The sequence below is a fragment of the Pseudomonas sp. Irchel s3h14 genome (genome assembly GCF_900187425.1).
Taxonomy (GTDB): Bacteria; Pseudomonadota; Gammaproteobacteria; order Pseudomonadales; family Pseudomonadaceae; genus Aquipseudomonas.
This window is the reverse complement of sequence record NZ_FYDJ01000007.1, coordinates 124,201-146,824: the sequence shown is the minus strand read 5'-3', so window position 1 is coordinate 146,824 and position 22,624 is coordinate 124,201. Positions and strand designations below refer to the sequence as shown.

General features: G+C 55.7%; 18 protein-coding genes and 1 pseudogene. 5 read left to right on the top strand and 14 right to left on the bottom strand.

Going from position 1 to position 22,624, the window contains the following annotated elements:
- Position 1: 1 nt before the first annotated feature.
- Positions 2-847, bottom strand: a complete 846-nt coding sequence (locus CKW16_RS15945) for an ABC transporter substrate-binding protein (protein ID WP_095129212.1) — start codon at positions 845-847, stop codon at positions 2-4.
- 271 nt (positions 848-1,118) lie between these two features.
- Between CKW16_RS15945 and CKW16_RS31895 the strand changes: the two genes are divergently transcribed.
- On the top strand, positions 1,119-1,379 hold the full coding sequence (locus tag CKW16_RS31895) for a hypothetical protein (protein WP_141232743.1): 261 nt from the start codon (positions 1,119-1,121) through the stop codon (positions 1,377-1,379).
- On the opposite strand, the gene CKW16_RS15940 is transcribed toward CKW16_RS31895, so the two are convergent.
- Positions 1,365-1,601 carry a hypothetical protein gene (locus CKW16_RS15940; RefSeq protein WP_095129211.1) on the bottom strand — a complete coding sequence of 79 codons (237 nt, stop codon included), beginning with the start codon at positions 1,599-1,601 and terminating at the stop codon, positions 1,365-1,367. The genes CKW16_RS31895 and CKW16_RS15940 overlap by 15 nt on opposite strands.
- Positions 1,602-1,990: 389 nt before the next feature.
- On the opposite strand from CKW16_RS15940, the gene CKW16_RS15935 reads away from it, so the two are divergent.
- The gene (locus tag CKW16_RS15935) at positions 1,991-2,620 is read left to right on the top strand and encodes a TetR/AcrR family transcriptional regulator (protein WP_095129210.1); all 630 of its coding nucleotides are present in this window, start codon (positions 1,991-1,993) and stop codon (positions 2,618-2,620) included.
- Between the two features lie 263 nt (positions 2,621-2,883).
- Here the strand turns inward: CKW16_RS15935 and CKW16_RS15930 are convergent, their stop codons facing one another.
- On the bottom strand, positions 2,884-3,996 hold the full coding sequence (locus CKW16_RS15930) for an FAD-dependent oxidoreductase (protein ID WP_095129209.1): 1,113 nt from the start codon (positions 3,994-3,996) through the stop codon (positions 2,884-2,886).
- A 741-nt stretch (positions 3,997-4,737) separates the two neighbouring features.
- On the opposite strand from CKW16_RS15930, the gene CKW16_RS15920 reads away from it, so the two are divergent.
- From CKW16_RS15920 to CKW16_RS15910, 3 genes are read left to right on the top strand one after another with little or no spacing between them, the layout of a single operon-like run.
- Positions 4,738-5,742, top strand: a complete 1,005-nt coding sequence (locus tag CKW16_RS15920; protein WP_095129207.1) for an ornithine cyclodeaminase family protein — start codon at positions 4,738-4,740, stop codon at positions 5,740-5,742.
- Between the two features lie 37 nt (positions 5,743-5,779).
- Positions 5,780-6,790, top strand: coding sequence for a dihydrodipicolinate synthase family protein (locus tag CKW16_RS15915; protein WP_095129206.1), 1,011 nt, complete (start codon positions 5,780-5,782; stop codon positions 6,788-6,790).
- A 28-nt stretch (positions 6,791-6,818) separates the two neighbouring features.
- Positions 6,819-8,270, top strand: a complete 1,452-nt coding sequence (locus CKW16_RS15910; protein WP_305883232.1) for an NAD-dependent succinate-semialdehyde dehydrogenase — start codon at positions 6,819-6,821, stop codon at positions 8,268-8,270.
- 446 nt (positions 8,271-8,716) lie between these two features.
- Here the strand turns inward: CKW16_RS15910 and CKW16_RS15905 are convergent, their stop codons facing one another.
- The 11 genes and pseudogenes from CKW16_RS15905 to CKW16_RS15860 form a co-directional block, all read right to left on the bottom strand.
- The gene (locus CKW16_RS15905) at positions 8,717-9,100 is read right to left on the bottom strand and encodes a VOC family protein (RefSeq protein WP_095129204.1); all 384 of its coding nucleotides are present in this window, start codon (positions 9,098-9,100) and stop codon (positions 8,717-8,719) included.
- Between the two features lie 94 nt (positions 9,101-9,194).
- Positions 9,195-10,313 carry an S-(hydroxymethyl)glutathione dehydrogenase/class III alcohol dehydrogenase gene (locus CKW16_RS15900; protein ID WP_095129203.1) on the bottom strand — a complete coding sequence of 373 codons (1,119 nt, stop codon included), beginning with the start codon at positions 10,311-10,313 and terminating at the stop codon, positions 9,195-9,197.
- Between the two features lie 90 nt (positions 10,314-10,403).
- A complete protein-coding gene (locus CKW16_RS15895) occupies positions 10,404-11,459 on the bottom strand; it encodes an aromatic ring-hydroxylating dioxygenase subunit alpha (protein WP_095129202.1) in 1,056 nt (351 codons plus the stop codon).
- Between the two features lie 215 nt (positions 11,460-11,674).
- Positions 11,675-12,379, bottom strand: coding sequence for a methyl-accepting chemotaxis protein (locus tag CKW16_RS32870; protein WP_371918035.1), 705 nt, complete (start codon positions 12,377-12,379; stop codon positions 11,675-11,677).
- A gap of 153 nt (positions 12,380-12,532) precedes the next feature.
- Positions 12,533-13,606, bottom strand: a pseudogene (locus tag CKW16_RS32865) (methyl-accepting chemotaxis protein); the annotation flags it as partial.
- 122 nt (positions 13,607-13,728) lie between these two features.
- The gene (locus CKW16_RS15885; RefSeq protein ID WP_095129200.1) at positions 13,729-14,562 is read right to left on the bottom strand and encodes a cache domain-containing protein; all 834 of its coding nucleotides are present in this window, start codon (positions 14,560-14,562) and stop codon (positions 13,729-13,731) included.
- 5 nt (positions 14,563-14,567) lie between these two features.
- On the bottom strand, positions 14,568-17,066 hold the full coding sequence (locus CKW16_RS15880; RefSeq protein WP_095129199.1) for an RND family transporter: 2,499 nt from the start codon (positions 17,064-17,066) through the stop codon (positions 14,568-14,570).
- A gap of 4 nt (positions 17,067-17,070) precedes the next feature.
- Positions 17,071-18,174: a YCF48-related protein gene (locus tag CKW16_RS15875; protein WP_095129198.1), complete on the bottom strand. Its 1,104-nt coding sequence runs from the start codon at positions 18,172-18,174 to the stop codon at positions 17,071-17,073.
- A 76-nt stretch (positions 18,175-18,250) separates the two neighbouring features.
- Positions 18,251-19,627, bottom strand: coding sequence for a DUF1329 domain-containing protein (locus CKW16_RS15870; RefSeq protein ID WP_095129197.1), 1,377 nt, complete (start codon positions 19,625-19,627; stop codon positions 18,251-18,253).
- Positions 19,628-19,639: 12 nt separating this feature from the next.
- Positions 19,640-21,271: a DUF1302 domain-containing protein gene (locus CKW16_RS15865; RefSeq protein ID WP_371918032.1), complete on the bottom strand. Its 1,632-nt coding sequence runs from the start codon at positions 21,269-21,271 to the stop codon at positions 19,640-19,642.
- Between the two features lie 425 nt (positions 21,272-21,696).
- Positions 21,697-22,596 (bottom strand): alpha/beta hydrolase, encoded by a 900-nt coding sequence (locus CKW16_RS15860; RefSeq protein ID WP_176471561.1) that lies wholly within the window; start codon positions 22,594-22,596, stop codon positions 21,697-21,699.
- Positions 22,597-22,624 lie beyond the last annotated feature (28 nt).

The window sequence follows — 22,624 nt, the reverse complement described above, 5'->3', positions numbered from 1 at the left end:
ATTATTGCAAAAAAGAGCAATCGACAACCTGCTCATACGTAACATTCGCCCCAGCCAACCCAAGCAAGGCTCGTTGGCCGATAAGAAGTTCAATGCCGTCACGGGAGGGTATCAAGGTACTTGGAAACGTATTAACCAGCGCCGTTACTGCCTCGGGAGGGAGGCCGAGCGACTCCAGAGACTCTTTAAGCTTCGCCGTGTCATCTGGCACGGTGGTTAATGAAGCTTGCAGCATGTGAATCCAGGCCTTTAACGCTTCATTGGCATGACTCACTGACCTCCTTACTACCAGGCCTTGACCAGGAAAGTTAGAAAATACATCTTGTATTGTTGCGATATGACTAAGCCCCCGCTGTACTGCCATCGTGTCGAATGGTGGCCCCAGCAAGGTTGCATCGCCCTGCCCTTCGGTGAGCGCGGAGAAACGCTCACGCACGCCTCCTACCGGGGTCAGGCGATAGTCCTCGGTACCGAGCCCGGCTTGTTGCAGCAGCGCCCGGAGTGCAATAACAAACCCGTTCTCCGGCGCATCCACCAGAATGTTAGCGCCGACCAAATCTGATGGGACCGACAGATTTGAGGATCCAATCAACTGAAGCGGGGTGGTCGTTTCAATTTGGGCAACTACGACAAAGTCTTCAGGTCCTTGCCGCTGGTTCCAGTGCAGTACATTGTCGATCGACGTCACGACTGCATCGACCGCGCCTTCACAAAGCAACAGGTACTGCTCATCGGATGACTGTGTCCTGGAGGACTCAAGACGGAAGCCAAGCGACTCTTGCCACGAAGCGGCCACCGCAATGGCGGGAGGAACGAACCACATCACCCGAAGAGTATTGGTAGGCATTTTTTTTCCTCGTTCTAGATGACGCAAATCTAATACTAGACGTATCGTATTGTCAATGAGTTGCCCGAAGCAGCAGATAATCTAAAAACTTACTAAAAAACAAAGACATAGCTGGTAACGGCAAAGTTAAGATATAGAAAAGAACAAATGGTAGCTTCATTCCTGAGCAGACTTTTGAGGTCACATATAGGAGAAGCCAACCAAGCCCGCACCCTGCACTGAGCCAACAGCCCGGCGCCAGCGATACATTGCCAGGCCTAAGGACTCCATAGTGCGTTTGCGACTGGGCATTCATGCCTGCTCCCTGCCACCTGAATGCGAGACTCCGGCAAAAATACGCTATCAACGACCAGGTTTTTTTGCTGCCGCTGCCGCGCTTTCTGATGGAATGCCCGCCTTCGCCAAATGTGTACTCATTCAAGCGGCAGGAGAAAAAAACAACAAGCTTATGATCAAACCCGATCAGAAGCTCACCGCTGACCTGCTAGCCTGCACGCCAACAGAGAACTCAGGCTATTCATTGGCCAGATGAGCTTGCCCTCGACAATCCGGCAATCTTTTTAAGCGCAAAAAATACGCCTACAAACCCGCTCATCAATCCGCTGAAGAAACCACTCAGACCATTCCCTAAAGAATTATCAAATGGAGTGAGCGGGAAAGGTGCGAAAAAATGAGCAATCAAAAAAGCCAGCACTGCAGAGATCACGCCTCCGATAACACCCGCCACGATAGATTCTTTAATGGTGTCATTCATTTCCTACTGCCCTCCTCTTCAAAGAAACGCAACCTGGATTCATAGCAAGCTCCTCCTGGCTTCGGTATGCGCACCCCGCGAAGCCATCCTCGCAACCACGCCCATACATTATATACGATACGCATCGTTTTACAAAAATAAATATGCTTTCAGCAGTTGAAATGCGTAAAAATCCATTCCGCAAGCAACCATCAAACCCCGTTTTTTCGGACAAAATTTCTTCACGACGACTCAGTACGAATTCCAATACCGTAGGGTAGAAATTGAAGTGGAATTTTTTCATTACGGCAAATATACTGGCCTAACCGTTTCGATTGCCAACCACAAAACCGTACGGCGGCGAGCGGGGGCAAAACGAAGTTTTTAAATGCGTTATCAGGAAGTTGACTATGCAAGTCAAAAAAGCAGAATCGAAAAAAAGCTCAGCTGTCGGGCGACCACGCAGCGAAGCTACTCGCCTGCTGATCCTCGATGCGACCATTAAACTCCTGCAAGACAATTCAATTCAGGCTATATCCATTGAGGCCATTGCAAGAGAGGCCGGCGTTAGCAAAGCAACCATTTATAGATGGTGGGACTCCAAGGCACTCGTAGTCATTGATGCGTTCATCGAAAATCACCTCATCAAAACGACACTTCCACGGGAACTTGGCCCAAGAGAAGCGATCGCCCATCATTTCCGCTCCCTTGTAGAACAATACTCCGGCTGGCCAGGTCGCTTGGTTGCTCAAATCATCGCAGAGGGTCAGTCAGACCCTTCAATTTTGCGTGCTTTCCGCGAAAGATTTCACTATGGAAGGCGAGCAGTTATTAGTGAAACTCTCGAGGAATGGCGAAACAAAGGTGAAATTTCGAGCGACACGAATATAGAGATACTCATGGATGTGATTTATGGAGCGGTTTATATGCGCCTGATGATTGGTCACGCACCACTTAATGAGGCCTTTGCCGAATCCCACATAAAGTATGTCTACCACCTGTTGGATACAAACAACCAAACTCCTACCAATGCCAATTGATTTGATCGTGTCAGGTTTATTGGCACCCAAGCCAACAAACCTTACTGAGTCACGTAGTGTGCAGCTTAAATCCAACCATGCGGTCATCTACCAAAGCACAACTTGCGCTTCAATTCACCCACCTCCTAATGATTGCCCTTACCTTGACGATCAGGGAGCAAGCCTACTAAGCATGCCATGCTGAATATTATAGGCGAGCCAACCAAGCCTCTCCCTCAACTCGCCAAACATGGCGAGTCGAGGTCCACGAGTGGTAGGACTGCTTAGAAGGGTTGCCCCAGATACTGATAGGTCTGCAACAGCAAAGCCGCCGATTTCTCCCTGTTACCGATTGGGTCTTGCTGCTCGTATTGGCAGAGCTGGAACGAAGCGTCACAAATGACTTTTACACGATCAAAACGGCGAGCACTGTAGGCTGCGAGGGCCTCCCGGGCCGTAGTGGTAGTGGACAGGCATTCTGCGAGCACCACGGCGTCTTCGATGGCCATGCCGCCGCCGGAAGTCATTTGCGGAGTGGGCGCATGCGCAGCATCTCCCATCAGTACGACCCGCCCACGATTCCAGGGAGCTGGCACCAAGGTAACGTCCAGGGGACGGAATATAACCTGCTTGGCTTCGGTGACGTGCTCGAGCGCTTCTCGCACTGCCGGAGCAACATATTCGGCAAGCCTTTCGCGAATCAGCAAATGAGCCTGGTCCTCTGGTATACGCAAAGGCTCCTTGCTGGTCTCAAGATAGAAGATGTAGCAGCTGTCTTTCGAGGTTGGAAACGAACCTACAGTTCGACCCGAAGGGCTTCGATAGAGGCAGAATCCTTCGACCTGATCCGGGCGAGGCGCATTAAAGCGCCATACGCTTTGCCCCGCAAAACGAGGCCCGCAATCAGCTCCAAAAACTTGCTGTCGCAGCTTTGAATAAGCGCCGTCCGCCGCGACAACAAGATCGTAGGTGGCTTCTCTACCGTCTGAAAATCGAACCTCGACACAATCTCCACGATCATTCAGGCTCTCAACAGTCAAACCATGATCCATGACCGCGCCGGCATTCTTTGCAGCTGATTCCAGGATGCGCGCCAATTCCGGCCGACGAATACCGCAACTCGGAGGGGCGGGATTGGAACGCAGGAGCTGCCCGGCGGAATCAAACTGGAGGAACGACTCGAAGCGCATACCACTCTCGAGACAGGGTTGCGCCAACCCGATCATGTCCAGCGCTCGCAGAGTGTTGTGCAACAAGCAAATACCGGAGCCCGCGGAAGAACTCTCAGGCTTGATATCTATGCAATGAACATCTATCCCCACCCTGCGTAGAGCGTAGGCAGCAGTAGCTCCGCCAATGCCACTACCTACAATTAAAACGCGCTTAATTTCATTCATTTCTTGTCTCCTCTCCGCTTCTATGGCGGGTGGTATTTGTTCATCTATCGGCAGGGTCGCAGGCATGGGGTTGCCACAACCAGCCTTGTTGAACCTTGCTTATCAGGGGGGCGCTTGCCTGAACGGCAATGCCACTTGCATCACCTGTCCACTCGGTTTGAACCGGCATGCAAAGCAGGTCGGCGCCCGAAAAGAACCAATGAAAATGTACCGATTCGTCGAGATTGCGGAGCAATCGCTGCCCACCATCAAAGACAGCTGCGGCGGGCCTACTGTGCGCTTGCCCCAGTTCAAGTAAGACTCTGCTGGTCCAGCAGACCAGCCCATCGAGCCCTTCAACCAACGGTCGCCCCAATTTCATCGCGGTCTCCACGTGCAAATTCCATCGCTGCCCAGCTACAAACTATACGTATCGTTTCGCTTTATCAACCGCAGTTTTTATGGTCGCCGCTACCTGAAAATTCTTATTGACACAGGAGATATCCGCCAACAATAATTTAGATACGTTACGTGTCGTTTATAAATCTAAAATAGAATCGCACGATACTTGGAGCCACATCAGTGAACAGCACCTCATTGAAGCCGTTGCGCTTTCTTCATCCTGAAATCCTGAGCAGTAATACCAACAGCCTTACGAACAGTGCTGATCATCCCTCTTCCCCGACCCGCTCGACAGCAGTTCGTAGCAATACTGCCTCGTGCGTGTTCCTCCCACATTCATAAATCATCGGAGCACGAAGTATGCCCGCTAGCAATCAAGCCCCCGTCTTCGTTTCCAGCGACGCCGCACGGACCGTTTTCAGGTGGAAAGACGCGATTACCGCGCTTCAGCAAGCGTACGGTCTTCCTATTCCCGTCAAAGCAACCCCGCCCCGGACCGTCGCCATCCTCGAAAAAACCTGGCTGCGCACCCTCCCGGCTATCCCACCTGGAGGTCGATACTTCGGCGCCAAACTGATGGGCTCGAATATGGGCGATGCTCCACCGGGAATTGAATATGTCATCGTGCTATTCGACCGGACGACGAACCACATTGCGGCCTTCGTCGACGGTAACCTGGTCACCGGTTTCCGTACTGCTGCTACCTCTGCGGCAGCACTCGACCGATTGGCACCTCGGGGCCCCGCACGTCTGGCGGTCCTTGGTAGTGGTCTGGAAGCCTCGATGCACACTCGTGCTTTCGCAAGCGTGCGCCAACTCACAGAAGTAACGGTCTTCAGTCCAACCCCTGAACGCCGTGAAGCGTTTGCTGCAGCAGTCAGCAGCGACTTGGGAATCCCTGCCAAAGGTGTAGCCAGCGCTCGGGAAGCCGTGGAAGGAGCTGACATTGTCCTCACTGCGGCTCGCTCACGCGGCGAGGAGCCCATTCTGTTTGGTGACTGGCTCAAACCGGGCGCCACTGTTGTCTCGATTGGCTCAACCATCCCCGAACAACGTGAAATCGATGTCTCGGTCGTGGAGCGTAGCGATCTGATCATCTGCGACACGCTGGAGGAAGTCCTGACTGAAACGGGCGACATGATCGCTGCCCGCGCCGCCGGAATCGATTTTCATCACAAAGCCTTCAGCCTAGCCGACCTAATGAGCGGCGCATGCAACGAACAGCTGGCCCACGCTAAGGCTCCGATGTTCAAGTCAGTCGGTGGAGGTCTGCAGGACATCGTAGTGGCGGAGCTGATCCTGACCAAAGCACTAGAAGCAGGTCTGGCTATACCACTGCCGATGAACTTTGAAACAAAGCGCTAATCCCCATAAACCCACCCTGATCGACAGGAACTCCTACATGGCTAGCTACAACAAGAAAGACGCCCGCGACTGGGCGCGCGAGCATCTCCTAGGGGTCGCCAACGTGACCATCCCGACCATGACGTCGGACTTCAAACGCATCAACGAAAAAGCGGTGCGCCATGACGTCGAGTTGGCAATCCAACACGGCTTCGTCGGTTCTCTATCCTGCTCCGAGGTGGCAATCACCCAGGAGCAGTACGGTGAGTTCTGCCGCATCATGGCTGACCAGGCTGCGGGGCGACTGGTCATTGTCCATCACGCGGTGTTTAACACATTGGAAGACAACATTGAAGCGGTCAAAAGAGCCGAAGATGCCGGTGCCGACCTGGTGTTGCTCGGTTACCCGCCGTATTTCTTTCCGAAGTCCTATGACGAGGTTTTCGAATACACTAAGGCCATTTGCGCAGCGACAAACCTCGGGGTAATCATCTTCCCGCTACCCGCTTGGGGCTTTAGCCGTCTGCACCCCGCCGACATCCCGCTGTCGGTGCTGCGTCGTATGGTGGACGAGATCCCCAACGTGGTTGCGATCAAGGCTGAAGGCGGCCTGCCCTACATCATGTCGGCGATCGAGGTGCACCGCGAATTCCACAAGGAAGTGGTTATCTCTTCCCCACTCGAGTACGAGTACGTGCCCCTCGCGCAGGTGATGGATATCCCTTTCTGCGGCACCAACTATTCGTCCTACTACGGTCCGTTATTGCCACAGATTCACAAGCTGATCCAAGCAGGCAATTACGACGAAGCAACACAGCTTTGGTACAAGATGGACCCTGCTCGCAAAGCGTTTGCGAGCCTGCCGATGGCGGCAAACGGCCTGCTCAATCGCATGATGTGGAAGTATCAGGGATGGCTACAGGGTTACAACGGCGGTCCCCTGCCACACCCGACGCAGCGGGTGTACCAGCGCGACATGACTGTGCTGCGCAAGGGGCTCGAAGCCGCTGGCCTGAATCCAACCAGCGATCTCGACGAAGCTTTCTTCGTCGGCCGCAATCCCCTGTGAGATCAGCCCCATGAATGGAACCGTAACGCTGCACCTGAAGGACCCTGACCTGCTCCGCCAGGCCATGCTGATTGATGGCGAATGGGTTCAGGCCGACAATGGCCAGACTATTGAGGTACGCAACCCTGCTACCGGAGAGCTGGTGGCTCGTGTACCCAACGGCGGCAGTGCCGAAACTCGGCGGGCAATTGCCGCAGCCGAGCGCGCCATGCAAGGTTGGCGCAAAACGCTGCCAAAGGACCGTGCGAAGGTCCTGCGTAAGCTCTACGACCTGATGCTCGAGAACATCGAGGATCTGGCCACGATTTTGACCGCCGAACAAGGCAAACCTTTGGTGGAATCGCGCGGTGAGATTACCTACGCCGCGGGCTTCATCGAGTGGTTTGCGGAAGAAGCCAAGCGGATTTATGGCGACATCATTCCGCAGAACGTAGATGGCCGTCGCATCCTCGTGCAGAAGGCACCGATCGGCGTATTCGCCGCAATCACCCCGTGGAACTTTCCGTCGGCGATGATCACACGCAAGGCGGGGCCGGGTTGGGCCGTGGGCTGTGCTGGCGTCATCAAGCCAGCTAGCCAGACTCCGCTGTCAGCGCTCGCCTTGGCGGTGCTCGCGGAGCGCGCCGGCCTGCCTCCGGGCGTATGCAACGTAGTGACTGGCTCGGCCCGTGCGATTGGTGGCGAACTCACTGCAAGCCCTGTGGTGCGCAAGCTGTCGTTCACAGGTTCGACCGAAGTGGGTGCTCAACTGCTTGCCCAATGCGCTGCGACGATCAAGAAGACCAGCATGGAGTTGGGTGGAAACGCACCTTTCATTGTATTCGATGATGCTGACATCGATGCCGCAGTGAAGGGTGCGATTGCAGCCAAGTACCGCAACACAGGCCAAGCGTGTGTCGCTGCCAATCGCATGCTGGTTCAGTCAGGCATCTACGAGGCCTTCGGGAAGAAGCTTGCTGAGGCCACCGCAGCTCTCAAGGTGGGCAATGGAATGCACGAGGGCGTCTTGCTGGGCCCGCTGATCAATGAAGAGGCAGTACAAAAGGTCGAAGAACACATTGCCGATGCATTGTCCAAAGGCGCACGCGTTGTCACTGGCGGTAAACGCCATGCCTTGGGCGGGAGCTATTTCGAGCCAACGGTCCTGGCCGATGTGCCGCGCGAAGCGCTGATTTTCAACGACGAAACCTTTGGACCTGTTGCGCCGCTTTTCCGCTTCGATACCGAAGAGCAAGCCATCGCGATGGCCAACGACACCCCCTTCGGCTTAGCCTCCTATGTGTTCGCTCGTGACATCGGCCGGATTTTCCGTGTCGTCGACGGCCTCGAGTTCGGCATGGTGGGGGTTAATGAAGGGATGATCTCAACCGAGGTTGCGCCGTTCGGCGGTGTGAAGGCCTCTGGGCTGGGTCGCGAAGGTTCCAAGTATGGTGTCGATGACTACCTGGAAATCAAATACGTCGCGCTTGGCGGTCTCTGAGCAGGCAGGACACAGCAGTGGATCAGCCTTTCAAGCGGGCTCAGCGAACAACTGAGACCGATTTGAGAGGCTGATCATTTACAAACGCACCCGCTGTTGTGGCTTCAAGATAAAAATGCAATCGAGAGCTGACAAGCCAGAGGTCGTCACGCCTGGCTCATCGGCTCTTTTCACATTGGCTGCAGGTGATAAAGAAGCGGCTTAAGCGGAGAAATTTGCTTCGCGGATCAAGCTCGTTCTCAAACGTGGGGGACTCCTCCGAAGAGGAAAATGATTGCGCCTCACGCTCCATCCATCATGCAACGATGCGACGCGCCCGGATACCTGCGACATGGGCCTTGACACTGCGCTTTCTTCGCGAGGGAATCTCGACCGGATTGCCCTGAGCGCCGTAGAGAAGGATTACGGATGAGGCCAGCCAAAACCAGGCTGGCCCCGTACCAGGCTTAAGCTGGTTTGAAGCAATAGACGGCTAGTTTGTTACCGTCCAGATCACGGGCATACGCTGCATAGGCGTTCGGTGCCCAGCTACGCGGACCCGGGAGGCCTTCACATACACTGCCAGCAGCCAGTGCAGTGGCATGGAAAGCGTCGACAGCCGCACGGGACGGTGCCTCGAAACTGACGGTGACGCCATTGCCAACACTGGCAGGTGCACCGTTGGCTGGTTTCAAGACGAAGAAAGACGGTGCGTCTTCGCCCCAGATGGAACCGTTGTCGCCGAGATCCGCGATCCGTTTGTGGCCAAGCTTACCCAATACGTCGTCGTAGAAACTACGGGCTTTATTCAGGTCATTGGTGCCGACTGTTACGTGAGTAAAGACACTCATTTTTATTGCTCTCTATGGTAGAAACCAGATGGGTTTGCGTTGCGGTGTTACCAGGACAAATTTGGCCATGGCACTCATCGCCAAGTCTGCTGACTTAGTGATCGAAATGAATGACAGTGCGAATACTCTTGCCTACGTGCATTAACTCGAAGGCCTGGTTAATGCTTTCCAGCGGCAGGTTATGGGTGATGAAGGTATCCAGCGGAATTTCGCCTTTCTGCGCCTTTTCGACATAGCTCGCTAACTCGGTGCGACCCTTGACCCCGCCGAAGGCCGAACCCCGCCAGACGCGACCGGTAACCAGCTGGAATGGACGCGTGGATATTTCCTGGCCTGCGCCGGCCACGCCAATAATGATCGATTCGCCCCAGCCTTTATGGCAGCACTCCAACGCCGCGCGCATCAATTGCACGTTGCCTACACACTCAAAGGAGTAGTCCACACCGCCATCTGTCATCTCGATAATGACGTCCTGAATGGGCTTGGATTGCTCCCTTGGATTAACGAAATCGGTAGCACCCAGCTCGAGGGCGATGTCAAATTTAGCCGGGTTGATATCGATAACAATAATCCGGCCGGCCTTCGCCATCCGGGCACCGATGATCGCTGCCAGACCAATGCCACCAAGACCGAAAATAGCGACGCTAGCCCCCTCCTCCACCTTGGCGGTATTGAGTATCGCACCGATGCCAGTAGTGACGCCGCAGCCGAGCAGGCACACCTTCTCCAGTGGAGCATCCTTGGGAATCTTCGCCAGGGAGATTTCCGGCAGTACCGTATACTCGGAGAAGGTCGAGCAGCCCATATAGTGATAAATCGGCTGCCCCTGGTAGGAGAAACGGGAAGTGCCGTCCGGCATCAGCCCTTTACCCTGAGTAGCACGTACAGCCTGGCATAAGTTGGTCTTGCCCGAAGTACAGTATTTGCATTTGCGGCATTCGGCGGTGTACAGCGGAATGACATGGTCACCTACCTCCAGCGAAGTCACGCCCTCACCTATCGCCTCGACAATACCTCCACCTTCATGCCCCAAAATGCAGGGAAAGACGCCTTCCGAATCATTACCTGAAAGGGTATAGGCATCGGTATGACAAACACCGGTGGCAACAACACGAACCAGAACCTCACCAGCCTTTGGTGGTTCAACATCCACTTCAACGATTTGCAACGGCTGGTTGGCGGCGAAAGCAACGGCCGCACGTGACTTGATCATTCTCTGTATTCCTTTGTGCAATGATTTGCCGGGCGAACGACTGTCGCTTACCCAGCGTCAAACAAGACTCGATCCCTGCGCAGGAGCTGATTACTCCTCACGCTCCATCCACCGCGCAACGATGCGACGGGCCTGAATACCTGCGGCATCGGCCTTGACGCTGCGCTCGCCGGTGCTGACGCGTCGCGGACGGCGATTGGCCTGGGCCTGTACTGCTTCAAGCACGACTCGGTCCTCATCAAAACCTTCGCGGATAGCATGAACCAAATGATCCATGGCTTCCGGCACCTTGGCGAAGTCTCGACCGACTACCCAGAAATACAGCATGTGGGTTTGATCAATTGGCGTCGTGGCATGGGCAACACGAAAGCGTGCCGGTGACTCCTCAGGTTTCGAGGGGTTCTGAAAATCCGTGCATCCTTCTTGTAGCGCCGGTGACAGAAACGTGCCCCGGTGTTGACGATGCCAAGGAGTACCCGGCGGTACCCCAAGGGACATTGCGTAACCAGGCGCAAGCGGGCTATTTATAAAATGCTTGGAGTACTGAACGGTCTCATCGCCCACGATGACGTCAGGTGGAGTGGACCAGTCAGAAATCTCGAATGTCGAAGCATGCACGTAGCCAAAATGCGTTAGATCGAGAACATTTTCTTTCAGTAGCATGTAATTCGCTGAAATCTCCATCAAACCAGTCCTAATGGCAAAAGACGAATCTTCCGCCCACGGCAACTCGGCTGGCGGAGCTACCGTGTCGATCACCGATGGATCGCCCAGATAAATCCAAACCAGGGGACCAATCTCCTTCACTGGAAAGTGCTTCACCGAATAGTTGGGCGGTGGCGTTCCGTTCATGGACGGTATGCGCACGCAACTACCGTCAGTGCCGAAGCAGAAACCGTGGTAGCCACATTCCACGATGTCACCTTTAAGTTGACCGTTGGAAAGAGGGGCCTGGCGATGCGGGCAGCGGTCCTCCAACGCGGCTACCGTGCCGTCCTCTCGACGGAACAACACCACGGGGGTATCGAGCATCCAACGGCCCAACAGTGAGCGGCCCACTTCGGAACCCAATGCCGCCACCCACCAACAGTTATGAGGGTAGTTACGTGCTTCTTGAATGCTTTCTGCGACGTTCAAAGTTGCCATGACACCTCACTCCTTAACTGGAAGTTCTTGTTTTTGGCGATCCGCAGCATTGGACTATTGCCCTGCCATCGCCTCCCTCAGGGCAATACGTCTGGCTTCCGTCAACTTACTAAACGATCCGAATCGTATTCTTTTGTGCACCCATTGGGCTGTCAAATAGAGAATGATCAGGGGCTACAGGATCTCAAAGATCCAGATCGTTCGGTTGGAGTTCCTTACGTCCTGAAGTGCCCTACTGCGATGCCAAGCTCACCTCCAATTTCTTGCAAACCCAAGGTAGACGCCTGCAGTTCCTGGCTTTGTCTGGCGCTTTGCTCTCCAACAGCGCGAACCCTCGCCATGCTCTGATTGACCTGCTCGGCTAAAACACTTTGTTGTTCGGCGGCAGCAGCAATCTGTTCATTCATCTGTTCGATGCTCGATACAGCCTGGGTAATCCTTACCAATGCAGAGGAAGCCTGACCAGCCAATATCACCGATTCATCGGTGAGGTCGCGACTCTTATGGAGCCGTTCTGCAGCCTGCTGAGCCGCACCACAAAGACGTTCAATCAACGCTTCAATTTCACTGGTGGAGCTCTGGGTTCGTCGGGCCAGGCCACGTACCTCATCGGCCACTACGGCGAAACCTCGCCCATGCTCACCGGCGCGAGCGGCTTCAATGGCAGCGTTGAGGGCGAGTAAGTTGGTCTGTTCGGCTACCGATTTAATGACGCTCAGGACACCGCCGATCAAGTTGCATTCTTGCAATAGCGTCTCCATTACGCTGGCGCACCCTGTCATTTCCAATGCCAGCCGCTCGGCTTGATCGGTGACTTGTTTTACCAACGAGTCTCCTTCCCGAGCAAAGCCGTCGGCGATGACGACGGCGTCACTGGCTTGTGATGCATTGCGCGCCACTTCATGTGCCGTTGCACTCATCTGCTGCACGGACATGACGGCCAGTTCGGTCTCTGAGCGTTGCTGCTCAAGCCCTGATCGATTGTGCTCCATCACCTGTACGAGGCTGTCAGCGGTGCTATTGAGATCTGTTATGCCATTGCCAATTCGACCCACGAGGTTGCGCAAGCTTACGAGCATCCCGTTGACTGTGCGCAGCAACTGCCCGAGTTCGTCTTTGCCGGTTATTTGCGTATCGCCCCCCGTAAGGTTTCCCTCCGAGACCCGATTGGCTAGGAGTACAGTCTGACGCAAGGGAAAAAGAATTAGCTGGCGAATCACCAGGCACGCCCCTATGCCCAGGCACAGGGCCAAGAGCGTGATCAGGGTCATTTGGCGGTAAGCCCGCTGATTGTCTTCAGTGATGAGAGAAGCTTGGTCTTGCTCAAGCTGAGCCAACAACTCACCCAGATACTGGCCTTCTTTTTTCATCACTTCACTGGTTTGGGCAATTTGATTGCGGCTGACTGCAAACTGATCGAAGGCCTGGCGGTATTGGTTCAGCGCGAGTAACGCTTGCTGTAGAGATTCCTGACCATCCTGGCCGACGCGAATGGCGAGGTTTTTAGTTGCGGCAAGGACCTCGCTCATGCCCTGTTCCCAATCATCTCGGTGATGCGGGTCACCACTCTCGGTGTAATACAGCTCACGCTCTCGGACTCTAGCCAGCTTGTTTCTGAGGTCTGCTGCCTGCTCCAACTGGTTCATCTGCTCCGCGTCTGGTGAGTTGCCTGCTTCTGTCTTCAGGTTGATCGCGTCTATCTGATCGAGGAATACGCCCGTGAAATTTTCGCCAGCATTTGCAGCAAGCTGTTGCATTTTCAGTCGAGAGTTTCGTAGTTCGCGCAATGCCGCGGTGTACTCCTGGAACTGTTTCAAGTACGCGGCAACTGCATTCCTCATTTTGCCACGTGCCAGTTCGTCGCCCTTTGCGAGCTCGGTTTGAAGCGCTTCGATGATCGCGCGTACTTTCGATTCGGCCTCCGGTTGCAGGCCGATCGCATACTCCTTTTCGGAGATTCTCGCCTGAAGTACTTTGGCTTGAATCTGAAGGTCATCCCGAAGGCGTTCGGTACGAGATTGCAGTAAAGCGATTGAGCTGAATGCAGTGCCAGCCACAATCACGGTGGTCAACAGAACCAGGCCAAAGCCTGTTGACAGCTTGGCACCAACAGAGAGCCTACCCAATGCGAACCTAAGCCAAGACATGATCTGCCCTCTGATGGCCGGCTACATGTCTAAACACCGTCAGGGTGAAGCGCAAAATCAATGAAGTAAAAAGTCGGTTCATGACAGGAGTCCTTCTTATTGTTATGGGGCCTATCAACGGATCATTCGGACTTCTTGTAGTACCCAACCGCGACCAGCAAATGGCCGGTTTTGCGCAACAGGGCGTATTTATCTTCCACCTTGCCGGTCACCGGGCTCTTCCAACGGTAATCGTAACCACCGTCCTGGCGATCCTTCATCAGCGCGAGGATCGGCTCGCCCACAGGCTTGCCATCAGGGTCACGCACGCTGGAGAACTCTACGCCGAGCAATCGCAGGTTGTAGCCGTGAGCCAGGTAGCGACCGGTGTTCAGATCGATCACAAAGACGTAGAGATCATCCTCGCGAAAGCGTGGCGACAGCGCGTTGATGGCGGCAATGCTGGCCTGCGGCTCCTGCTTGAGGGCGACAACTGCGCGATCAAGCAGCTGTTGGGCCTGCTGTGGCGTAGCCCGCGGCTGATAGAAACCGACGGCGATGACACGATCCCCCGCGCGCTGAAAGAACACACGTTTGTGCTCTACCCTGGCGTCGCGGGCGTTCATCCAGCGGTACTCGGCCACCCGCACCTCCCCTGCTTTGCCTTCCAAAGCCCGGCGGAAGCCGTCACGCAGTTCCGGCTCCAGCGCCTCGGTGACATCGCGGCCAATCAGCACAGATGAAGTGCCGCCACTGGCGAGCATGACGCCGTGGGTATCGACCACGAATACATAGTGTTCGCCATCGATGAATTCGCCCTGGCGACTGAAGGCCGCGAAAGCGGCATCACCCTGCGCCTGGTAGTACTCGACGGCTGCCTGCAACAGCTTGCGAGCACGTTGTTCCTCATCTGCTGTGGCAGCTTCGGTAGCGCTCATGAGCGTAAATGCGCACCACAGCAAGGCAATCAAACGCATGGAAGTCACTCCGTAAGGGGGGATGCTAAGACGCTGCGACCGGCCTGCTTCAGGCCGCCTGCCGAGACCGGTGGTTTATTTATCACCAGCGAGGTGACCTCATCACCAGGCTGGGATGCCGAGACCTCTGAGTCGTGACGTCGGGTTGTCGGCAGCAGGAAATAGGCAAGCGCCGGCAGCAGCACCAAGGCCCCGACCATGTTCCAGACAAACATAAAGGCCAGCAGCACGCCCATGTCCGCCTGAAACTTGATGGGTGAGAAAATCCAGGTGCCCACGCCAATGGCCAGGGTGACGCCAGTGAGCATGACCACCTTGCCCGTGGAGACTAGCGCGCGGAAATACGCCTCGGACAGGCTGGCCCCCTGACGCAGATGGCCCAGCAGGATGCTCATCACATAAAGTGCGTAATCGACCCCGATGCCCACCCCAAGGGCGATCACCGGTAGCGTGGCGACTTTGACCCCGATGCCCAGCCCCACCATCAGCGCCTCGCAGAGGATGGAGGTGAGCATTAACGGGATCACCGCACAGAGCGTGGCGCGCCAGGAGCGGAAGGTGATCAGGCAGAGCAGGATCACCGCACCGTAGACCCAGAACAACATCTCACGGTTGGCGTCCTTGACCACGATGTTGGTGGCTGCCTCGATCCCAGCGTTGCCGGCGGCGAGTTGGAACTTCACATCGTCGGTGTCATTGGCGGCGGCGAAGGCTTCGACATGCGCTACCAGGCGTGTCAGCGTCTCGGCCTTGTGGTCGGAAAGATAGACATAGAGTGTCAGCAGGCTGCAGGACTCGTTATAGAGCCCGCGAGGCGCGCTGGCGGTGATCATGTTGAGCATTGCCTGGTTGTTCTGCAACTCGTACCACTTCGGACTGCCCTCCGAGAGCCCAACCAGCATCCGCCGGTTGAGCAACGCCAGAGAGTTGGTCGAGTCGACCCCTGGCAAATTTCGCAATTGCCAGTCGAGCTCGTCGACCTTACGCAGGATGTCATAGCGCGAGCAGGCGCTCTGCGGCGTACGCACCATCACCGCAAAGAGGTCGCTGCTGGCACCGTAGCTGCGGGTCATGAACGCATCGTCCTGGTTGTAACGCGAGTCCGCGCGCAGTTCAGGAGCGCCGGGATCCAGATCACCAATCGCCAGGTGCTGGCTGGTCATGAGGCCGAGCACCGCCATCACCAGACTGGTGCCGACACAGATCGCGGCCCAAGGGTTACGGGTGAACAGGTCAAGGAAACGCCAGAAAGGATGGCGCGTCTGGCCCCCCTCCTCCGCACGCTCACTCTTGAGGCTATGTTGAGCCGCGCTTGGGCTGACGCCCACATAAGACAGTAGTACCGGCAACAGGATGAGGTTGGTGAAAATCAAGACTGCAACGCCGATGCTGGCAATGATAGCCAGGTCCTGGATCACCTGGATCTGGATGATCATCAACACCGCGAAACCCACGGCGTCGCACAACAGCGCAGTAAGGCCGGCGAGAAACAGACGGCGGAAAGTAAGGCGCGCAGCCACTAGACGATGGATGCCACGGCCTATGTCCTGCATGATGCCGTTCATCTTTTGTGCGCCGTGGCTCATGCCGATGGCGAAGACCAAAAATGGCACCAGCACCGAATACGGATCCAGTTCGTAACCCAGAAGCGGCAACAGCCCCAGCTCCCAGACCACCGCTACTAGCGAGCAGAACACCACCAGCAAGGTACTGCGTATGCAGCGGGTGTAGCCATAAAGCACGAGGGTAGTGATGAGGATAGCGCCAGCGAAGAACAACAGGATTTGCTCCAGCCCCTCGATCAGATCACCCATCTTCTTGGCGAAGCCCGTGATATGTATTTCGACGTGGTCGTTCTGATATTGCCCACGCAGCACTTCGAGTTGGTCGGACAATGTGGCGTAGTCCAGCGGCTTGCCGTCGGCGGTACGCGCTAGCAGAGGCACATAGATAATGCTGGAGCGTTGATCCAAGGCCACCAGCCGACCGATTTCATTGGAGAGCTGCACATTGCGCTGCAGCATGGCCAGCGACGCAGCGCTGCCGTCGTATCTGTCCGGGATCACCGGCCCACCCTCCAGGCCCTCCTCGGTGACCGACACCCAGCGCGTCGCCGGCGTCCAGAGCGACTTCATGTAGGCGCGGTCAACGCCCGGCAGCAGGTAAATCTTGTCGCTGAGTACCTGCAGGGTATGCAGGTAGTCGGCGTCATAGATATCCCCTTTAGGATTGGCAACCGCAATGCGCAGCGAGTTGCCCAGGCCCGACAGCTCCTTCTGGTTGTTCAGATAATTAGCGATGTAGGGATGCCCGGTAGGGATCATCTTTTCGAAGCTGGCATTGAGCACGATGCGCGTGGATTGCCAACCGAGCAGCAGCGTAGTCATCAGGCACAGAAACAGCACCCAGTGACGATGGTTGAACAAGGCCCGCTCGACCATTGAACCCGAGCGAATATCGAAATCATTAAGCTCGACGGTATTTGAACTGCTTGAAGACTTCATAGCTTCACTCCGAAACATCTGTGGCTGGATGAGCAAAGCGCGACAAGCCAGCAAAACCGGCAGCGATAAAACTTTTATCGGCCGCTTCGAGCAGGCTGCTAACCGGCAGCCCCAAGGGTTTTCCTACAGACTGCAGCGCGGCGCCATGTGAGGCTGCGCTGCTGAAAATGCCCCCTGCCTGATTAGCCAACAGCAAAGTGCCGTCGGCCAATCGCACGGAGCTACTGAAGGAAACAGGCGACGAAACAGTAATACGCTGAAAGCTGTCACCGTCATCGCTGGAGAGATACGCATGGCCTTTAAGGCCCGCCACCAACAACGCGCCGTCGTCGCGCACCTGGGCGGTGAAGAAACTGCCTTCATAGGGACTTTCGAGTTGCTTGAATGATTGTCCGTTATCGACAGAACGCGCCAGGTAACCCTGCTCACCCACGAGAAAGCAGAGGTTGTTTTTTTCAGCAATAGCATAAAGGTGCACGAGCGATGGATTCTCGATATGTCCCATCAGCGAATGCCAGCTGGCACCTCCATCTTGCGTCGCGAGTGCCATGCCATAGGCACCGACAACCAAGCCGCGGTTGGCATCGGAAAACCGAACCGCCAGGAAGGGTTTATCCGGCCCATCGGCAATCAGCCGCTCGGCATTTTGCAGACGCATATCGGCGGCTTCTGCATCGGCCGCAGTGACCTTTTCAGCCTGAGCGGCCTGCAGTTCGATTTGTGCAGCCTGCAAACCATTTAACTGCACCGCCCAATGTTCGCCCCCGTCGATGGTGGCCAAAACAGTTCCAGCATGACCGACCGCCCAGCCTCGTTGGGCATCCACGAAATAGACGGAGCTAAGACTGACGGAGACCGGCACCGGTACTTGCCGCCAGGACTGACCATTATCGTCCGACAGAACGATGAGCCCACGCTCCCCAACAGCGATCAGTCGATCGGCGGCCCGTGCCAGATCAATAAACACCGCCCTGGAAGATGCAACAATCTGCATGGCAGGTGTTGTTAAAGCGGAACCCACAGCACCGGTTTCAGCGAGGCAGATGGAGGTGGTGACGGACAACACGGAGGCCAGTACAAGTTCACTGACATGACGGATATTTATCATTTTTTATTCTCAAGTAGACGCATATTGCAAAGGCATCGGCTGGACGACAGCCGACGCCTATCAGGCAAGAGCGACCTTAACGCACACCCTGGCCCGCCATGGCGGCCGGAGAGAACTCAGACTTCTTGTAGCGATCGACGATGCGATACTGCTCCGACATACCGGCGAAAACCCCTTGCATAAACCAGGCACCAGAATTCAGGTCATAGAAGCCCGAAGACAATTGGGCAACCGCGGGCACCTCCGGCAACACCATTGGCAGCGTCCAGAGCGTTTTGGCTAGCGCGCCACTGCTATCCCAGCGATCAGCGAGCATCGCTTGCCAGGTATCTTCATCGACGTAGTAGCGGCTCTTCGGCAGTTGATGCCGGGCGCCCGGGGCCAGCTCAGCGTCAACCACCCAAACGCGGTGCAGTTCCCAGCGAATGTAGTCGGGGTTGAGGTGGTTCTTGCCAAACAGGTCTTCCGGTTTGGCAGCGGCATTTACCTTGTTAGCGTTATAGGGAACGTACATTTCCTTCTTACCCACCAACGTCCACTTGAAACGATCCAGGCGTCCGGTAAACACCGACAGCTCATCGAAGCTCATCACGCCAGCCGTAGCCGGCGCCGGGGTATCACAGCAGGAGTTCGGCAGCTTACGAACCCGACGCTGGCCCAAGAGATAAACGTAAGTCTGGGTTTGATCTTCGTTGAGGTAGGACTGCGCCAGAATCTGTTCACCGGCACGGATCGGTGGGCCCAGGTTCAGCAGACGGAACAACCAGTAGTTACCATTGAAGTCGGCGGCCGAACCTTCCTGATAGTAATACGGCATCTCTTGAATGGCTTTGCCTTCGGTGGCCAGGACCGGGTTGCCATCAGCCGTTATCAAATAGTCGCGAAAATGCGTGGCGATGGAAGTAGCGCGCCAGTTGAGCAAGTGGTTCCACATGACCTCAATGCCGCTTTTCGGAATAGGAAACGGAACGCCGCCATAAGCCCCCTGCGGAGCAGGTCCGGCAGTCGTCTCTACCAGCTTGGCCTCGGCCGCGTTTTTGCGAATATTGTCATACACCCATTGCGGCGCCGCAGACGTGCGGCGAGTCGGGTATACATCGATTCGGTAAGTGTCCGGATAACGCTTGAACATGGCTTTGACGCCATCGTTGAGCTTGTCGGCGTATTTCTCCATGTTCTTGGCGGTAATGCTGAACAACGGTTTTTCGGCGGCAAATGGATCCGGGCGAGTACCGCCCTGCTTGAAGGATGGATCGACTTTGGTGTAGCCACCGTCCCAGGCAGGAATACTGCCATCGGCGTTGCCTGCACGCTCGGCACCAAAAGGTGTCAGGGTTTTACCTAGCTCAGATGCGTCAGTTGTTGCGGCAATGGCTGGCTGCAGCAAACTGCTGATCAGAACGCCCGTGAGCAAAACGAAACACAGCGACTTGAGTTTGAATTCGGAAATCATGCGCAAGCCCTCTTAAAACGTGGTTTTGACGGAGAAGGCCAGGAAATCCCGATCCTTCTGCGACTGCTTCATAGTGAAGTGATTGGCCGCGTCGAGATTGGTATCTTCGGGCCCGTAAAAGTGGGTGTAGGTCAGGCCGAGAGTGACGCGCTCACGGTAGTTGGCACTGACGCCGATGTTGAAATCGCCGCCCTTGTCTGGGCCGAAACTGCCCACCACTGCGGACTTGCCCATCGGAAAATAACTGAGACCCACCGGCACGCTGAGATCGATGCCGGGAAAGACTTGGCGGTAGGTCGGGGTGTACACCAACCTGAAACCGAGAGCATCGTCAGTGGCATTGGAATTCAAGGCCTCCGGGTTTTTGGTCACGCTAAGCAGTCGATTCCAGGCCATCTCGCCAACTAGAGAAGCCTCATTGGAAACAAATGACGGACCGAGGGACGCAATAACGTTCAAGTTGACATGGGCAGTACGACCGACCGCGTAGAGAGGATGATCATCGTTGTCCGCAGCCTCACCGGCCAACACCACCTGGGTATTGGATACCAGCGGCATGTTCCAGCGCATCGAGGCCTCTCCGGCGAAACTGAACTCGTCGACGGAAGTGGCGAAACTGGCACCGAGCACCCGGATATCTTCTGGATAAACCAAAGAGTAGTTGCCCACCTCACCGGTGGCGAAATTGGGGCCAGTTGCATTGGGCCTCAAGTAAATCTGGGGGGTCTTCTCGTGGTATTGGAGGGCATAGAGACCGTAGTCAACGGTACCCGCCGAGTAGCGCAACTGCAGGCCACCTTGGCCAGAACTGCGAGCTTCCTTGTCGTTGCCGTGGAAGAACGCCGCCGGGCTGTTTGGATTACCACCGAGAAAATCCGGGAATGGCGCGCCGACAATCAGGCGCTCGCCGCCTTCGCCGACGACGTCCGTGACCGAAAAGTAGCTGCCTACGCCTGGCAGGCGAGTCTCTTCCCAATCGAATTGGTAGAAAGCACCGAGCGACAGATCATCAGTCAGTTGGTAGCTGGTGGACAGTTGGTTGACGGGGCGAGTGATTTCCTTGAACTGTGTGTTCGGTACCGAAATCGCCTTGACCACATCCACCGGGGCCATGCCACCGGCAATGCCGTTGCTGCCGAAGAACAGGCTTTCGCCCCAGATCAGGCCATGACGGCCAAATCGCACGGACAGGCTCTTGTCCGCCAACTCGCCGTTCCAGTAGACAAACGCGTCCAGCAGCTCGGCGTCGCCGCCGTGCAGGTGCCGGGTGTCGTCAGTGAACTCGTCGAAGGCGACCGAACGCTGGTTGGCCCGGGCCGGGTCATCATTGTCAGTGTCTTTTTGATATTCGGTATCGAACCAGGCGGCGCCGCTGACACGGGCTCCAAAGTTGCGATAACTGATATCCATCTCGGAAAGGATGTCGAGCCGATTGGAAATCAGTCCCTTGTCAAAGTTTCGATCGCCATCGTCCTGGTTAAGGGCGGTTTGGCCTTTGGTGAGTTTGCTGCTCTGGTCCTTTAGGCGCCAGGCGGAACTGTATTTCAGCGTGTTATCCCAGCGAACACTGTAGTCGCTATCGCTCATATTGAATTGGAAGGCACTGGCACTCAGTGAGAGCAGACTCAATGCACTACCTGTCATCACGCACGAAACAAAATGCGACCGACAGGAAAGCATCGAATATGCAGGCACGGCACATTTGAGTAGACGCATATACGAACCTCTATTGTTTTTGTATTAGGTTTCGCTGAAAAATCGAAAAACGCTCCTTGCTTAAGCTCCCTTCCAACGGCAGCGCCCACAAAACCTCTGTGGTAGCAGCAATATCGCACTCCAGTTTTGATACGGGACGTATCGTATATTTACTGCTAGGAGAGGTGTATGTCAAGCATGGCTTCGCATCTTTTTTCGTGATCTGTTTTGCCAAGAAAATGCAGGTAATGCCTGGGCTCACACACCGGAACGAGGTCGCAGAGGCGGATGCTGATCCAGTGATTTGAAACGGCAATCAAGCGCGTCGTGAGGTGCTCGCGGTATCGCAATAACGCCGATGCCTGCCACAGCCATCAGGTATCAACGACTTTTTCCCGTGCCAGCACCCTATTTATGAAATCGGTGGCAGAAGCGAGCGCCTCACGCCCCTCAGAGAGAACCGGCGCATACGCCTGCCAGACGTGAAACATTCCCGGCCATACCTCCAGCCTGGTTTCCACGCCCGCCGATCCCGCATTTCGCGCCAGGCGTACCGCGTCGTCCAACAGGATTTCAGACTCCCCCACTTGAATCATCAACGGCGGCAAACCTTCCAGGTCAGCGTCCAGGATGAAAGAAGCAGCCTCAGCATGTTGTCCCAGATAGGCGTTAGCGCAGGCTTGCAGCTTCGAAGGTGTGAGGAAACAGTCCACGCCTGCCTTGCTATGGATGCTCTCTGCGGTGAGGGCAAGATCCACCCAGGGAGAAAACAGTACGACACAACCTGGCATTTCCATTCCCATGCCTCGGGCCTGAATCAGAGCAGCCATGATGAGCTGACCTCCCGCCGAGTCCCCCGCCAACACGATATCGCTCGCCTTTTCACTGCTTGCGAGCAACGCCGCGTAGGCAGTCAGGACGTCTTGCTGTGCAGCCGGATAAGCATGTTCAGGCGTTAGTCGATAATCGACCACATAAGCCGTAGCGGACGTACCAGAAGCCAGCGTGCCGGCGACCCCCTCAAAACCTTCAGCGCTGCCCACCATAAATCCACCGCCGTGGACATAGAGCAACGAGCGCCGGGATGCCAGGTAGGTTAACGTCCGTACAAGCACGCCACCGAGTGTCGAAGCCGCAGAGTTGCAACCAGGCGGCGGCAAAAAACGCTTGCACAATTGGTCGAACCCAACCCGGGCGTTCTGCAACGACCCAGGAGGGTTTTCTCTACGAGAAAGAAGCTCGCCACGAATAGCGTTCAGTTCGAAACGACTCATCATTGCCTCCAGGACACGGCGTGAATCC

Coding starts and splice junctions, on each gene's coding strand:
- CKW16_RS15945 (WP_095129212.1), bottom strand. CDS start 847: ATGCCTACCAATACTCTTCGGGTGATGTGGTTCGTTCCTCCCGCCATT.
- CKW16_RS15940 (WP_095129211.1), bottom strand. CDS start 1,601: ATGAATGACACCATTAAAGAATCTATCGTGGCGGGTGTTATCGGAGGC.
- CKW16_RS15935 (WP_095129210.1), top strand. CDS start 1,991: ATGCAAGTCAAAAAAGCAGAATCGAAAAAAAGCTCAGCTGTCGGGCGA.
- CKW16_RS15930 (WP_095129209.1), bottom strand. CDS start 3,996: ATGAATGAAATTAAGCGCGTTTTAATTGTAGGTAGTGGCATTGGCGGA.
- CKW16_RS15920 (WP_095129207.1), top strand. CDS start 4,738: ATGCCCGCTAGCAATCAAGCCCCCGTCTTCGTTTCCAGCGACGCCGCA.
- CKW16_RS15915 (WP_095129206.1), top strand. CDS start 5,780: ATGGCTAGCTACAACAAGAAAGACGCCCGCGACTGGGCGCGCGAGCAT.
- CKW16_RS15905 (WP_095129204.1), bottom strand. CDS start 9,100: ATGAGTGTCTTTACTCACGTAACAGTCGGCACCAATGACCTGAATAAA.
- CKW16_RS15900 (WP_095129203.1), bottom strand. CDS start 10,313: ATGATCAAGTCACGTGCGGCCGTTGCTTTCGCCGCCAACCAGCCGTTG.
- CKW16_RS15895 (WP_095129202.1), bottom strand. CDS start 11,459: ATGGCAACTTTGAACGTCGCAGAAAGCATTCAAGAAGCACGTAACTAC.
- CKW16_RS32870 (WP_371918035.1), bottom strand. CDS start 12,379: ATGAGTGCAACGGCACATGAAGTGGCGCGCAATGCATCACAAGCCAGT.
- CKW16_RS15885 (WP_095129200.1), bottom strand. CDS start 14,562: ATGCGTTTGATTGCCTTGCTGTGGTGCGCATTTACGCTCATGAGCGCT.
- CKW16_RS15880 (WP_095129199.1), bottom strand. CDS start 17,066: ATGAAGTCTTCAAGCAGTTCAAATACCGTCGAGCTTAATGATTTCGAT.
- CKW16_RS15875 (WP_095129198.1), bottom strand. CDS start 18,174: ATGATAAATATCCGTCATGTCAGTGAACTTGTACTGGCCTCCGTGTTG.
- CKW16_RS15870 (WP_095129197.1), bottom strand. CDS start 19,627: ATGATTTCCGAATTCAAACTCAAGTCGCTGTGTTTCGTTTTGCTCACG.
- CKW16_RS15865 (WP_371918032.1), bottom strand. CDS start 21,271: ATGACAGGTAGTGCATTGAGTCTGCTCTCACTGAGTGCCAGTGCCTTC.
- CKW16_RS15860 (WP_176471561.1), bottom strand. CDS start 22,596: ATGAGTCGTTTCGAACTGAACGCTATTCGTGGCGAGCTTCTTTCTCGT.